The 14878-nt window shown below is 48.6% G+C and carries 10 protein-coding genes and 1 riboswitch; of the genes, 2 read left to right on the top strand and 8 right to left on the bottom strand.

The features are described from left to right. Positions 1-14: 14 nt before the first annotated feature. Both AXX12_RS08195 and AXX12_RS08190 read right to left on the bottom strand, forming a co-directional pair. The gene (locus AXX12_RS08195) at positions 15-914 is read right to left on the bottom strand and encodes a GGDEF domain-containing protein (protein WP_066240802.1); all 900 of its coding nucleotides are present in this window, start codon (positions 912-914) and stop codon (positions 15-17) included. 53 nt (positions 915-967) lie between these two features. Then, a riboswitch (cyclic di-GMP riboswitch) is annotated at positions 968-1052 on the bottom strand. Positions 1053-1129: 77 nt separating this feature from the next. Beyond that, a complete protein-coding gene (locus AXX12_RS08190) occupies positions 1130-1768 on the bottom strand; it encodes a YigZ family protein (RefSeq protein ID WP_066240799.1) in 639 nt (212 codons plus the stop codon). A gap of 202 nt (positions 1769-1970) precedes the next feature. On the opposite strand from AXX12_RS08190, the gene AXX12_RS08185 reads away from it, so the two are divergent. Further along, complete coding sequence (locus AXX12_RS08185) at positions 1971-3659, top strand: methyl-accepting chemotaxis protein (protein ID WP_066240797.1); 1689 nt, start codon at positions 1971-1973, stop codon at positions 3657-3659. An 84-nt stretch (positions 3660-3743) separates the two neighbouring features. Here the strand turns inward: AXX12_RS08185 and AXX12_RS08180 are convergent, their stop codons facing one another. From AXX12_RS08180 to AXX12_RS08160, 5 genes are all read right to left on the bottom strand, one after another. Then, positions 3744-5159, bottom strand: coding sequence for a two-component system sensor histidine kinase NtrB (locus AXX12_RS08180; protein ID WP_066240794.1), 1416 nt, complete (start codon positions 5157-5159; stop codon positions 3744-3746). A 230-nt stretch (positions 5160-5389) separates the two neighbouring features. Beyond that, positions 5390-5848 (bottom strand): DoxX family protein, encoded by a 459-nt coding sequence (locus AXX12_RS08175; protein WP_066240791.1) that lies wholly within the window; start codon positions 5846-5848, stop codon positions 5390-5392. A gap of 491 nt (positions 5849-6339) precedes the next feature. Then, positions 6340-7608, bottom strand: coding sequence for an SLC13 family permease (locus AXX12_RS08170; RefSeq protein WP_066240787.1), 1269 nt, complete (start codon positions 7606-7608; stop codon positions 6340-6342). Positions 7609-7625: 17 nt separating this feature from the next. After that, positions 7626-8612 (bottom strand): zinc-dependent alcohol dehydrogenase, encoded by a 987-nt coding sequence (locus AXX12_RS08165; protein WP_066240784.1) that lies wholly within the window; start codon positions 8610-8612, stop codon positions 7626-7628. Between the two features lie 216 nt (positions 8613-8828). Continuing rightward, the gene (locus tag AXX12_RS08160; protein ID WP_066240781.1) at positions 8829-10724 is read right to left on the bottom strand and encodes a sigma 54-interacting transcriptional regulator; all 1896 of its coding nucleotides are present in this window, start codon (positions 10722-10724) and stop codon (positions 8829-8831) included. Between the two features lie 336 nt (positions 10725-11060). Between AXX12_RS08160 and pbp4b the strand changes: the two genes are divergently transcribed. Next, positions 11061-12698, top strand: coding sequence for a penicillin binding protein PBP4B (gene pbp4b / locus AXX12_RS08155; RefSeq protein WP_066240778.1), 1638 nt, complete (start codon positions 11061-11063; stop codon positions 12696-12698). Between the two features lie 253 nt (positions 12699-12951). Here the strand turns inward: pbp4b and AXX12_RS08150 are convergent, their stop codons facing one another. Beyond that, complete coding sequence (locus AXX12_RS08150) at positions 12952-14709, bottom strand: glycoside hydrolase family 3 protein (protein ID WP_066240775.1); 1758 nt, start codon at positions 14707-14709, stop codon at positions 12952-12954. Between the last annotated feature and the right edge of the window lie 169 nt (positions 14710-14878).

Below are 14878 nucleotides of genomic sequence, written 5' to 3'. Positions count from 1 at the left end.
ATGCTCTACGATAATCAACCAATTGTCACCCGGTTTCGTCCTGCCCTTTTACTTTGATACATCAAATCGTCAGCCCTTTTGACAATGGTTTCGTTGGTATCATTCTCATTAGCTAAGGTTGCTCCCATCGAGATCGTGACAGTAATCGTCTGTTCCATAGTTCTAACTTCTGACTGCTGGACGAGAACCCTGAGTTTGTTAGCGATACGTTCCAGCTTAACACTGTCGAAGCAGCCAGAAAACAGGATAATAATCTCTTCACCGCCCCACCGAATAACATGGTCGCCATTCCGAACATTACTAGCCAACGTTTTTGCCACCATTTTTAGTACTAAATCGCCAACTTCGTGTCCGTAGACATCATTAACATTCTTAAAATTATCGATATCGGCAAATAAAACCCCTATTGATTGTCCGCCTTTTCGGCATTCAGAAACTTTTGCACTCAATAAAAATTCTCCGTATGAGCGAGTAAATAATGCGGTAAGTTTATCGATGTTCGCTTTGTCTTTTAGTTGCTCTAATTCGCTGTATAATGCGGCATGTGGCGAGTTATCCACAAAAACTTCTACTGCCCCCACAATAGTCCCGGTCTCATCTCTGATAGGGATTATTCGCACAGATACAGGAACGCGATGTCCCTCTTTATGTCTGAAAAATACTTCTTCTTCTCGTATCATACCATCACTAAGCGTCTGTGTTACCGGACAACGGACTTCACAAAGATTATCGCCGTTTTCATCGATATGCGCAAGCATATCGATGCAGTTAGCAAGCGCTATCTCACTGGTAAAACCAGTTATTTTTTCAGCGCTCTTATTCCAGTAGATTACCTTCTTGCTTGTGTCAAGAAAATATACACCTTCATAAAAATTGTCCAATAAATTTTTGCAAATCGAATTCGGAAAATCCATCAAAACCGCCTCCGATTAAAAAAATGGATAATAAAAAACTCCCATTTTGCGTTCTTCGCAACCTGGCAGTCGTAAACAAATGTTCTTAGACCCACGGCTTTGCGTCCTTACCTTTCGATAAGTTTGCATATGGAGTTTAAAATTAAGGCTTGTTAAGAATATTCTTCTTTTTGTCCCTATTTCCTTCTTTTAAAATTGCAATAGCATTATTCGCCTCAGTTCAGCCATACTGCAACCTCCACATACTCCTCTCCCGCCTCCTGAAGGGTTGCCAGACCTGACGTCCAGTCGGCGATCTGCTGGTCAAAGCTAGTGTCATCAGGTCGTCGTAAGACATAGAGAGTCGCCTGCTCGCTGAATGTCTTGTCTGTGACTGTATAACCGTGATTCCGCAAATGGTTTTCCAGTATCGCCAGCAAGGAGTAGTCGCAGTTGACCGCTAGCCGCAGATGGGGTTGCATCTCGACAATGCCGGCAGCGCAGACTGCTTCTGAAGCGGCCTTGCCGTAAGCGCGGATCAGACCGCCTGCTCCCAGCTTAATACCACCAAAATAACGAGTGACAACAATGACTGTATTGGTTAGGTTTTGTTTTTTGAGAACCTCGAGAATGGGTTTACCTGCTGTACCCGAGGGTTCACCGTCATCATCCGCCTTTTGTATGTCTGAATGTTTGCCGATAATATAGGCAGAGCAGTTATGGTTGGCATCCCGGTGCGCTTTCTTTACCTGGTTGATAAAGGAAGTCGCCGCTTCTTCTGATTCGACGCGGGCAACATGACCGATGAATAGTGAGCGGTTAATCTCAATGCGAATTTTGCTTTGTTCTTTGACTGTATGGAAGAGAATGCTCACGGCGACACCTCATTCTGTTATACTATGGCGAATTAAGCATATCCTAAATTACTTAGAAGCCATTAGCACTTCAGCATTCTGTTATACTATTGACAAATTAAGCAGGATTTTCCTTTTCTGCTGTCGAATTTCGTTATCTAAATCGTTAAGCAATGTAATTATTAAGCCGTATTCCAAGAAACTACTTTTGCAGGAGGACAGCATGCGTATCAACATTGGGACACAAATTCTAGCAGTTTGCATCATGATCGTGATAGCCTTTTCCGGTCTTAGCATCTACACCTATTTCCAAATTGACGCAGTTCAGGTTGGCTATGATGGAGTTATCGCCCGTAGCGTGCCACTGGTAATTGAAGTAAAGGATCTAAATATTGAACTAAACAACCAAGCAGCACTGGTTCGCGGCTTTATTCTATCAGCTGATGAGAGGTATGTCCAGGACTACAACTCGTCCCGGCAAAGAATGGACAAGACGGTAGCCAGCCTTGAACAAAAGCTGATTACACCAGAAGGCAAGCAGAAGGTAACTGCTCTTAAGAACGTGCTTGCCGACTATCATCAAGTCTCTGATCAAGGGATTCTCCTCAGAAAGACTAAAGGACAAACCGATGCTTTAGCTGCTGTAGCCGCGGCAAAAGCAAAGGTTGAAGCAGCTGATAAAACGATGATTGATACCGTAACCTTCCTAACAGAGCGTATGCATCTGCGCACCAAAGAAAATGTTACTGCTGGAGACAAGATACAAAGAATACTTGGTATACTTGATGTTGTTATCTTTTTGGTGGGTTGTGCGCTAGCGATTTTCTTATCCCGCCGCATCTCCCGTCCACTTAATGAAGTGGCTAAAGCAGCGCAAACTATTGCCGATGGCGATTTGCGAGCTCGCGCCATTGCCTACAACGCAAATGACGAAATTTCTGATATGCTTAAAGCCTTTACGCAAATGACAGACAACCTGCGGCATCTGGTCGGCCAAGTGGCTAAATCAGTTGAGCAGGTATCGGCAGCTAGCGAGGAACTCACCGCCAGCGCGGATCAATCAGCACAAGCGTCCAATCAGGTGGCTGAGACGATTTCCCAGATAGCCAGCGGTGCTGCCAGCCAACTAAGCGGTGCCGAACAGTCCGTATCCGTGGTGCGCGAAATGGCTTCAGCAATCAATCATGTTGCAGCCAATGCCAATAATGTTTCGATGAAATCTGGCGAAACGGCCCGGGCGGCTGATGCCGGCAACGATGCGGTCCGTCAGGCTACAAACCAAATGCAATCGATCAGCAAATGCGTTGCTGAGTCAGCACAAGTTGTTCAATCCCTCGGGGCAAGCTCACAGCAAATCGGCGAGATTGTCGACGTAATCAGCGGCATTGCCGGACAGACAAATTTGCTGGCACTCAACGCAGCGATTGAAGCCGCTCGAGCCGGTGAGCAGGGACGCGGCTTTGCCGTGGTTGCCGACGAAGTGCGGAAATTAGCTGAGCAATCACACGAAGCGGCGCAGAAAATTACAGTTATCGTTAGAGATATCCAGAACGAGACGTGCTCGGCCGTCACGACAATGGAACAGGGAACTAACGAAGTAGCTAGAGGAACTGAAGTTATTGCTTCAACCGGCACCCAATTTAGCCAAATCGCGACAATGGTCCAATCGCTGAACAACCAAATCCAAGAGATCAGCGCCGCCGCTGAGGAACTGTCTGCCTCTAGTGACAATGTTCTACATGCAGCAGACAGCTCTAGAACCGGATCTGCTGAAATCGCCGGCAATGCGCAAACGATCTCAGCTGCTGCCGAGGAGCAGTCAGCTTCGATGCAAGAAATTGCCTCATCCAGCCAATCCTTAGCCCACATGGCCACTGAATTGAACGAGATCATCAGTAAGTTCCGGGTATAAAGTTATTTTAAGAGGGCGTCTCAAAAGCAGTACTGCTTTTGAGACGCCCTCTTTTCCTTTTCGCTTGTCAGCTATTCGTGCGTGTCAGCATGCTTTCGAGGGGCATTCGGCTAAATTTACGAGACTAATTCGATTGGACGAATGGAATCGAATAGTGACGGTTGTACCAACGCCCTCAAGTGAATCAATGCTAAGCGCAGCATTGTGCTGCTCGACTATGCTGCGACAGATGGCCAGACCAAGTCCAGTGCCATTACTTTTAGTCGTGTAGAAAGGCTCAGTCAGTTTGTTTAAGCAATCTTCTGAAATACCGCAGCCGTTGTCTTGAACCTGCAGTTCAATAAAGCTGCCAACCCTCTGTGTCCGAAGGATCAGCCGGCCGTCATCCTCGATGGCATCATTAGCGTTTCGAAACAGATGTAAGATCAGTTGTTTGATTTCCTTTTCACTGAGCAGTAGATCGGGCAAATTCTCCTCTAGGTCTAATTCTAGGACGCCTCCTCTTGCCACAGTCTCGGAATAGAGTAATGGTTGAAGACGAGATATGATCTGGTTAATATCGCAAAGAGATTTCGGGACTGGCCTGTTTCTGGCCAGAGAGAGAAAGTCTTCAATGATATCGTTTGCTCGGTCTAACTCGTCAATCATTAGGCTATAACGATTCTTATCGTCAGATTTCAAGGCCATGAGCTGCAGATTACCTCTCACCACAGTCATCGGATTACGAATTTCATGGGCGACGCTTGCGGCCATCTCACCGACTACGTTGAGCCGCTCCTGCCTCCCCATTTCCCGTCGGAAGTTCTCTCTTTCCGTAATGTCGGTTACTGATATGACTGCCCCCAGAATTTCACCTGTGTCTTCATCAATTAAAGGCCTGCCGCGTGTGATCCATTCTGCGCCCACCAGTTTCTGATGACTTTCTACATTGCTTTCTCCCTGAAGTACACGGGGGAAGATTAGTTCCTCCTCAGGAATTCCCACCGAGTTCATTAGTTGTCGCAGCGACATGCCTATTAGTTTCTGGCATTTGCCTACATGTCGTTCGATGATAGTAGCATACATATCATTATGCGCTGTGATCATCCCGTGTTTATCAACTACAACTGCAGCAACCGGACAAGCGTCTTTCAGTCGCTTAAGCCTTTGCACTTCTCCCCAGTATTTGTTGCGAATAGCATCAAGGACAGGAATAAACTGAGGTAGATCTGCTAATGATTTCTGATCGTCATCTATTTGTGATATTTGGCATGCCAGGTGTGCGATCGACAAGTTAACTCTCTGAAAAAAGTAAGCGATTATCAACATCAGCACAAACCATATCATCAACGAAAGGAGAATCCAGTCTACGTTGGCAATTCTACTCATCTCGTCTGCCTTGACCAGAAGATTATATTCTTTTTCCCTATGAGCCGAGTATATACCGAAGCCCAGAAAGGGCAGCAATAAAATGAGACTTAAAGCACTGTAAATTCTTTTTATCAGGCTACCTCTAAACAACCAAAACACTCCTCTAGATATAGAAATTTCTGTACTCTACGATCAAAGCTGTCAGCAATAGCAATGACCATAAATTGCATATTTATGTAAAAATTCCAAAATCCCTGCAAGAACTTGATAAACATTTACTGACACAAACCGACAAAAAAGCAAAAGAAAAGACCGCACGCGTGAGCGGCGGTCTTTTAGCAAGGCGAGATACGTGTAGCACAAGGCAAAAAAGCGTTCTTTTACCTAGGTCCGCGTTTCTCAGTCTCCTCGAGTTGGAAGAGGTAGTCTAAACTATACTTGCCAGGCCCGATGAAAGCGGCTGCGAGGAAACTGAATCCATCTTCAAGCGATTGGGAAGCTTTAGACAAACCTTTCCCTCCAACCATCTGGGTGTTAAAAGCGGTAAACATGGTGAAAAATAATAGCAAAGCGCCAATCCGATAAAACAGTCCCAGGGCAACCATTAGACCCCCGCCGAATTCAGAAAAGCTCGCCATAAAACCCCAGAATGTCGGAGCAAACGTAATTCCAAATGTGCCCATAGCTTGCCCTAGCTTCTCCCATCCCGCCGGTCCGCCGACAATTTTTGGCCAGCCATGCCACATAAACATGCCGCCAAGCACAAGTCTGAATACGAGAAGACCCAGGTCACGATAAGTAGATAGAAATTTTGCCAATGCTGTTAGTGCTGATTTCATGTTTCAACATCTCCCTCAAGAATAATTTCAAAGGATAATTCCACTTACTAGTGAACCCTATTTCACTAAGGCTCGCGGATCCATCGGAGGGCCGCCTTGTGACTATTGCAGTTAAACGTAGAGTTGCCCTCGGAACCCCCTGCTATACTTTTAATTGCATCACAAAAAGCAGTTGCAAAGTTCCCCAGGCAACTGCTTTTTTACAATTAGATCTTTGTCATATTCCATTTCATCCCGGGTGGATGAAGCCGTCATAGCAACTCTCATAAACCATGCTCCTTTCTCCTTCGAGTAAACTCAGCTTACCCCATCATCAAGCAAATAGCCAGACGAATTTCGAATAAGCTTAAGCGGTTTACGCTACACCTTCATCCCTTTTAGGACAAGGCGGCGTAGGTAAAAGGAAATACGATCTAAGATATATCACTATGATAGCACACTCAAACCTTAGTTTCAAGAATTATTCTGAATAGACAATCACTTCACTTGTCTCAGGGAACTCGAAGGACTGAGAAGAACAGCCAACACAGCAACGCACCGACTACAGACATCGACAGACCCCAGGCCAGCATATCGCGGAATAGTTTCGATTTATCCTGCGATTCATGGGCATTGGCCAAATAAATGGCGCCGCTGGTAGAGAGCGGACTCATATCGACAATGAAGCCGGTGGCGACAATTGTCGATATGAGGGGGATTAGTTCGGTCGGCGGAGCGCCGACTTTCTGCAACAGCGCCGGAGCCATAGGGATAAAGGTAGTCAGGATAACGCCGGTGGTGCTGGCAAAGGCGGAGATAACGCCAGCAATCGTACCGGTAACAATGGTAATCGTGCCTGTGGTTGACAGTTTGGCGATTAGGCCGGCGAATAGGTCAATGCCGCCGACTTTGCTCATCATACTGATCAGAACCGTAACGCCGGTGACCATCAAAATAGCGCCCCATGGCATGCCTTTAATGGCTTTTTCCTCATTGACAACCCGCAGCAGAGTGAGGATAGTACCAATCAAGAACGCCCCCATACCGATGTCCATTTTAAAGAATACCACACCGCAAATGTAGGTGAGCAGACCGGTGAGGGTAATCCATTGGTCGCGGCTGAAAGGCTCGATAGGGATAGCAGCTAGCATCTGCTTATGGGCCGCGCTTTGGCTCTTCCACAGCTTGTGGCCGCCAAACCAGAAATACGCCAATATAGCCCCGACGAAGTGAATCAGGACATTGTTATACCAGATAAGGGCGCTGACTCCAGTCAGACCGAGCTTGGTAGTCAAGCCAGTGGTAATGACGCCGCCAACCGCAATTGGCGACATGCCGCCTGCGTGGCCACCGTTACCGACAACAATCGCTAGCAGTAGTGGATTAACTTCCATCTCCTTGGCCAGCAGCATGACAGTGGGTGCCATGAGTGCGGCCGCAACAGTCGGTCCAGGACCGGCAGCACCCATGATCAATGCTACGAAGAACAAGACGATAGGCAGCAAAGCTGTGTTGCCTTTTACCGCCTTAATCGCGTATTTCGCGACTTTTTCGAGCGTGCCATTTACCTGAGCGATAGAGAACAGGAACGTGGTCCCTGCGAGCATGACCAGAAGGCTGGTCGGATAACCTTTAATCAGATCGTCAATTTTAATACCGCCAATATAGTGTCCAATAACAAGTGCCATCCCAAAGGCAAGTGTGCCAATATTTAGCGTGGATATGCAACTGATTACAATGGCGACAATTAGACTAATAACCGAGATAAGTGCCAATGACATAGTTTCTCCCTCCTCAATTATGGTCTAAGGACAATCTTAATAGCGGTGTCGTCTTTATCGGCTAGCTCGAATGCGGCTTTGATGTCGCTAAGCTTGAATTCGTTGGTGATCAAGGATTTGATATCAACCAAGCCCTTGACGACTGGTTTTAGTGTAGCAGGAGTCCAGACATACCGCTCACGCCAGCTGTGATGGACCAGACAAGTATTGACAAACTCGATTCCGTCATCATGCCAACGGCTGATATTTAGCGTAATCGGCTGTGTGACCCAACTATAGAAAACAAACTTGCCATTGTGCTTAATGATCTCAGAGGCCATGTTGAACGAGCTCTCCGAGCCAGCCGCCTCAACCACGACATCAGCCCCAAGTCCGTCAGTCAGCCCCATGACCACTTCCATGGCGTCTTGCTTCTTGAGATTGACGGTAACGTCTGCCCCCAGCTTCTTTGCCAGTTCTAGTTTACCGTCAAGTACGTCAGCGACTACGACAGTCGAGGCGCCTTTTTTCTTAGCGCACTGGGCGATAATTTGGCCGGCAAAGCCGCCACCCATGACTACGACTACATCGCCCATCTGCACGCCAGAGTTCATGCCAGAGTACATACCGCAAGCAATCGGTTCTCCCAAGCTGGCCAAGTCCATATCCATTCCTTCAGGGACGGGCTGCAATTGCCAAGTCTTTGACAGGAAGTAGTCTGCGTAGTTGTTGTTCCAACCGAATGCAATTACTTTATCGCCTACTTTGTAGTCGATGACCTTTGAACCGACTTCGACAATAACCCCGCCGCTTTCATGACCTAGGTAGAACGGGAATTTAGGGTCTTGGCGGAATTCAGCCGTCTTAGGTGGCATCTGGCCGCGATAAAAGCTTTTATCTGATCCGCAGATACCGATGAGGTGATTTTTGACAATGACTTCATCTTCGCCGCATACTAGCTCACGTTCGACGAGATCAATGTCATAGGGAGCTTTAAGCAGGGCGGCCCGTGTGATAATTGACATAATACTGCCTCCTTCATTCATCTTTACATAGGAACTATGCGATGGTTCAGACAATTAAACCATGCACAATTCATGCCAAAAAGAAAGCCCCTGCGGCTGCTGCCTTAAGGCCAGACACGCAAGGGCTCATATTTCATATTATTTTCAATTCGCAGAATGTTTCATTTTTACCCGTCTCATCGTTTCACATATGTTCAGTATTGAAACTTAGTTTTGTTACAGTTCGCGAATTCTCCGCCATAGTGTAGTACGACTAATGCCCAACAAGTTGGCCGCCTTTGTTTTATTGCCCCTGGTAGCAGCTAGTGCATTGCGGACGCTTAGTCGCTCCTCCTCACGCAGATTAGTGGCCTGGTTCAGCCTGCGCGGTTGCTGCTCTTCATGTTCAGGCAAGCTCTCGTCCACTGCTAACACCCGTCTGATATCTGAAACATCGATAGTGCGCCCGGCAGACAAAACGACGATCCGCTCACAGACATTGCTTAATTCACGGACATTGCCAGGCCAGTCATAATCAAGCAGTAACTTCTTTGCCTCGGGCGTTAGGCGCTGCGCCTGCTTATCGAATTTATCATTATTTATCGCCAAATACCGGAAAAAGAGAATGAGGATATCTTCTCGCCTCTTTCGCAAAGGCGGAATAAAAATGCCTAATACGTCAAGGCGATACAGCAAATCTTGACGGAATGAACCCTGACGGGTTAATTGCTTCAAATTTTTGTTGGTAGCAGAAACAACACGAACATCGACTGGAATCACCCGATCATGGCCCAGTCGCATGATTTCTCGTTCCTGCAAGACCCTCAGCAACCGCCCTTGCAATCGGTAGGGAATCTCTGAGACTTCATCAAGGAAAATCGTTCCTTGATGCGCTAATTCAAACAGACCAGCCTTACCGCCTTTCGCCGCACCGGTGAAGGCGCCTTCGACATAGCCAAAAAGTTCACTCTCCAAAAGGCTCTCTGGCAGCGCGGCGCAGTTTACCGCTACAAACGGTCCCTTGCGGCGGTCACTGGCGTTATGGACGCTCTGCGCCAACAGTTCTTTGCCAGTGCCAGTCTCACCGGTAATTAGAATGTTGGATTCAACCTGACTGAACTGACGGGCAATCTCGATTGTATCGCGAATTTCTTGACTATCGCCAATAAAGTCTTGAAAGGTATACTTCGCCGTCAGTCCTTTCTGATGAATCTTTTTGCGGATGTTTCCCTCTAGCTCCTGCAATTTGTCGACATTTTGAAACGTAGCCACCGCACCAACTACTTTATTTTTTATCTTGATCGGGATGAGGTTTTCAGCGACCATAACGCCATTAATACTTTGGAGTTCTCCTATTTCTTCCTCACCGCTGGTTAGGACACGGGAAAGACGAATATCTGGCAGAACTCCCTGGATGTGTTTGCCGAGGGCAATCTGACGCGGCACTCCGGTCGCCCTTTGCGCTGATTTATTAAATACGGTAATACATCCCTCACCATCAACCGCGATGATGCCCTCATAGGCATAATCCATGATGGCCTTAAAGCGTTCGGCGTGAGCCCTCTCCTGCAGGGCGACTCGGGTAGTGCGAACCGCTTCATCGATGGCCTGCAGTACAGCCTCTTGACCGGATTGGATCAAAACGGTTTTTAGACCAAGGCGCTTAGCAATTTCTACTGTCATAGCACCGCCAATCACAGCTTCTACACCGCTGTGCCTGGCCTGAAGCACACAAAATTCCGCGTCGTCTTCTTTGCTAATCGTATAACAGCAAATATCCTCACCTAACACGTCGAGGATACTCTGAACACCATAAATCATATTGCCTGAGCCGATAATCGCGACTTTGCCGGCGCCGTGATCTTGTCGGCAGCGATAGACAGCCCGGATGATGTCATAGCCGGTTACTTGCAAATCGATGACCGGAATATCACGATATATCTGTCGAATTGCCGCCGCCGTAGCACCACGGGCAATAATCGCATCGCAATCCAGCTGCAGTGATGGTACGACTTTCACACCGATAGCATAAATCGTAGTCAATGTAACATCTTTATCCGGGTAATCGGCAAACGTGTCATCAGCTAGCTTCTTTAGAGTTTCGTAAGGAGCGATCAGCGCGATCCGAATCATGGAATTCCTCACCTTCGCCAGTGCTTGTACAAAGCAATTCTATATTGTAGTTAGAATTCAACCGTAACTTTTATATTCCTCCTGAAAGCAAAAACGCCGGTCAGGCATTTCTGCCAAAACCAGCGTTTGATTAGCGTTCTACGTGTCGCCTAACGGCTGAGTTCGCTCCAGCTGCGGCCATATCGGATATATGGCGCCTACGTTTTATAGTATAGGTCCGGACAGATTCTGTTGACAATAATATACTGAATAGGTTGCGAAATATTTCTCTATTGAGTCATTGGTAAAATCTTGTTACACTTGATTAAAGGTGAAAAGATGGTGGAGGTTTTGTAGATGTTTATTCGCTGTGCCACCCGCACGTTGCTCGCACTTTATACTACATCGTTGTTAGTTTATGCCCCCCTCTTTGCCGAGCCAAAGATCGCTCACGCCTTACCGCTTAACTCCACTCTGGCTGCCGGACAGAATCCTGCTTTGTTCCCTGAGCCGGAGCCTACTTCGCGCGTCCTCGCACGCAGCCGACAGACGTTTAAAGGCTACCGCGGCCGTGGCTCTCTTATCATTGAAAACGCAGGAGCGACCAGCGCCGATATCTATGTCAATGGCTATCAAGTCAAGGCTAAAACTGCCCTTGGTCAGCCAGACGGCTGCGCGACAATCGACATTGGCGAGTATACTGTTGACGGCATCAATACACTGAAGGTACTCAATGTCACCCCGGCCAGCGCACATGTCAACGTCAGGATCCCGTATCCGGAACTGATTTGGGGCGAACCGACGAAGGTTGGCTTTTCTGCGGAAAAGCTGGCCAAAGTAGACTCCCTGATTAACAAGGAAATAGCCGAAGGCTTCCCAGGCGCTGTGCTCCTAATCGCCAAAAACGGCCAAATCGTTAAACAGAAGGCATACGGTTACCAGCAGAAATATGACGGTGACAGGCTGTTGCCTAATCCGCCGCCAATGACAGTTGATACCCTGTTCGACCTGGCTTCAAATACGAAGATGTTTGCAGTGAATTTGGCGCTGCAAAAGCTAGTCAGCGAAGGCAGGGTGCAAATTGACGACCCGGTCGCAAAGTACATTAGCGACTTTCGCGGCGACGGACGAGAAGCCATTACTCTCAGACAAGTCATCACCCATTCGGCCGGCTTTGCGCCAGAGGTGCATTTCTTCGACCCAAAACAAAAAGAAAAAGGACTGTACTCACGCGATCAAGCCGTAACCCGCGCCCTGCTGCCGAAAATTCCTCTTGCCTATCGACCAGGGGAAAAGACAGTGTACAGTGATACCGATTACATTATTCTCGGTTTTGTCATTGAAGCAGTCAGCGGTCATTCGCTTGATAGCTATGTCGAAACTGAAATTTATCAGCCGCTTGGTCTGAATCATATACTGTATAATCCAATAGCCAAAGGCTTTCGTCCTGATCGGTTTGCTGCTACCGAGCGTTTGGGTAACAGCCGCGATGGCCGCGTCAATTTCCCTGGTATAAGGCGACACACTCTGAAAGGTGAAGTCCATGACGAAAAGGCTTTTTACTCTCTCGGTGGTGTATCTGGCCACGCCGGTCTGTTCTCACAGGCATATGATCTGGCCGTACTCGGCCAGACCTTATTAAATGGTGGTGGCTATGGCAGTTATCGTCTGTGTAACTTCGCTACCCTGCAGCAATTCACCAAACCAAGTGATCAGGACCTACACTACGGTCTGGGCTGGGACAAGAATAACATTTGGGAGTTCGGCCCCTACGCCAGTGAGCAGACGATCGGCCACACCGGCTGGACCGGCACAGTGACTCTAATTGATCCTAAGCATGATTTAGTCGTTATACTTTTGACAAATAAGATCCACGCGCCTGTGTCAGCGGAGGACCGGGACCGATTTACGACGGCAAAGTTTGAGACAGGTAAGTATGGGAGTATAATGGCGCTGATATATGAGGCATTTCTGGAAAATCCCCCTGAGCGTTGATAGGCCCCATCTGCGTTGTTAGCCCTGCGGGAGCGCGCTTGCCGTACCTTCGAACGTACTGTCCGCGCACGCTTCCTCGGGCTGCCTAGCATCTGGGGCCTCTGAACGCCCAGGGGCCATCTGCGACGAACCACGGAGAATATTGCGAAACACCTCTGAACGCCTTGGTAGGAAGTTTTTAAAAAAGACGGCTAAATCTTGGGGTAAAATTCCCCTTCGCAGAGGGGTGGCGCGTAGCGTCGGGGTGTGTTTCTCAGTACCCTATTCCAAATCCCCGCGGGTATAGAACACTTCCATTCTTCCCCGGAATCGTCACAGGCAATTTCCCTTGCGGCTCGGCCAGGCCAAATATCACCTTCAATCCAGCGGCTATGTTTGGCGCGACCGGGGCGTATACGGTTAGGAATGCCGGAGCTGCCTGCAAATACATAATATCATACGGATTACGAATCGCCATGACAACAAGCGGTTTGCCTGCTTTGGCCGCCAGGCTGGCGAGAGAAGCGGCAGTTGCCGCGATTGACGACCTGACCGGATCGCGTCCAGCAGCGTCTGCGCTCTCAGTCACCAGGATAATCTGATCTGCCGCGGCCAGGGCGGTCTGGTGAACCGCGCTGACTTTTCTCTGGTATTCAAGCGCGACAATTGATTCGGCAGGTAATCCGGCTGACTGGAGGATTCTTTCAGCCTCCTGGCGCATAGCGGCAAGCTGCTCAGCCTTGGACGCCAGCAATAAGACCCGACGATTCGGCTGCAACGCAAAGGGAAGCACTTTAGCGTCATTTTTTAATAGCGTGACTGCTTGCCCCGCTAAACGGGCTTCCAGAGCAGCGCGCTGTTTTTTTGCCTCTGGCTGTACTTTCCGCTTTACACCAGCAAACAAGCCCTGCTTTTTCTTCACAGCCAGAATACGGCGAACCGACTGGTCAATCCGGGCTTCGGCTATTTCAGATTGCTGGACGGCTGTCACCAAGGCGGCATGGCTTTTCTCGAGGTCTGGCATCAGTAAGATGTCCGCTCCTGCCTGAACTGCCCGCACAGCAGCTTCGCCAGCCCCAAAATGCTCGGTGATTGACTTCATGTTTAACGCATCGGTGATGATAATTCCATTATAGCCCAGCCTCTGTCGCAATAGTCCGGTCAGAACAGGCTGGGAAAGTGTGGCTGGCAAATAAACGGCGGTGCCGTCCTTGGCAGACCTAACCGTGGCTGACTCGATTTCCGGGAGCGCGATATGGGCAGTCATGATCATATCAGGCGACTCGCTCAGTGCTAGCTGAAATGGTTTCAACTCACGGTCCTCTAATTGCTTAACGCTATATGGCAGTGTCGGTAAGCCGAGATGGGAATCCACACTGGTATCACCATGTCCCGGGAAATGTTTGACTGCCGCTGCGATACCGGCAGCGTGTAAGCCATGGATAAAGGCCTTGCCCATGGCTGCGACTGAATCAGGATCTTCGCCAAACGAGCGCACTCCAATCACTGGATTGTCAGGATTACTGTTAATATCCAGCACTGGCGCAAAGTTGAGGTTGAAACCCAGTTCGGCCAGTTCCTCGCCAATTGCCTTGGCAGCCAAGAAGGCATTTTCAGGGTTGCCAGTCGCCCCCAGAGCCATATTTCCTGGCATGACAGTTCCATAGGGCAGACGGGTTACTCTGCCGCCTTCTTGGTCGATACCGATAAACAGCGGCAGCTCAATTCCTGCTACAGTCTGTAAATCGCCAATCAGTCGAATAGTCTGGTCAGCGGTGACGAGATTTTCCCGAAACAAAACAACCCCGCCGACATGATACTGACGCAGAGCTTGCGACACCTGGAGCGTTATCTCCGTAACAGCACGGCCTTCCTCAGTGCGGAAGGCTGGAAACAGCATTTGCCCGATCTTTTCTTCCAGTGTCATGGAGCGCAGCAGGCCATCGACATCGCGCGCCTCGGCAACCGGAGAAGAGACGGCTATTGCCAGAAAAACCGCAAATAGTAGCGCAATACGCTTCACTATACACATTAATGTTCCGCCTCTCGTGAAGTTAAATAAGGGAAGCCACTGCGGCGGTTTTTGGTGAACAGGGAACATAGCGCAAAGAACGGTTAAAGTGAACGCAAAGCGCGCGAAGGGATAATTCTGCCTTTGCTTTGCGGCGCTTGCGCGCTTTGCGGGCTTTGCGCTAAACGGT

It is taken from the genome of Anaerosporomusa subterranea, from assembly GCF_001611555.1.
Lineage (GTDB): Bacteria > Bacillota > Negativicutes > Sporomusales > Acetonemataceae > Anaerosporomusa > Anaerosporomusa subterranea.
The sequence above is the reverse complement of the archived record's forward strand: the minus strand, read 5'-3'. Positions and strand labels throughout refer to the sequence as shown.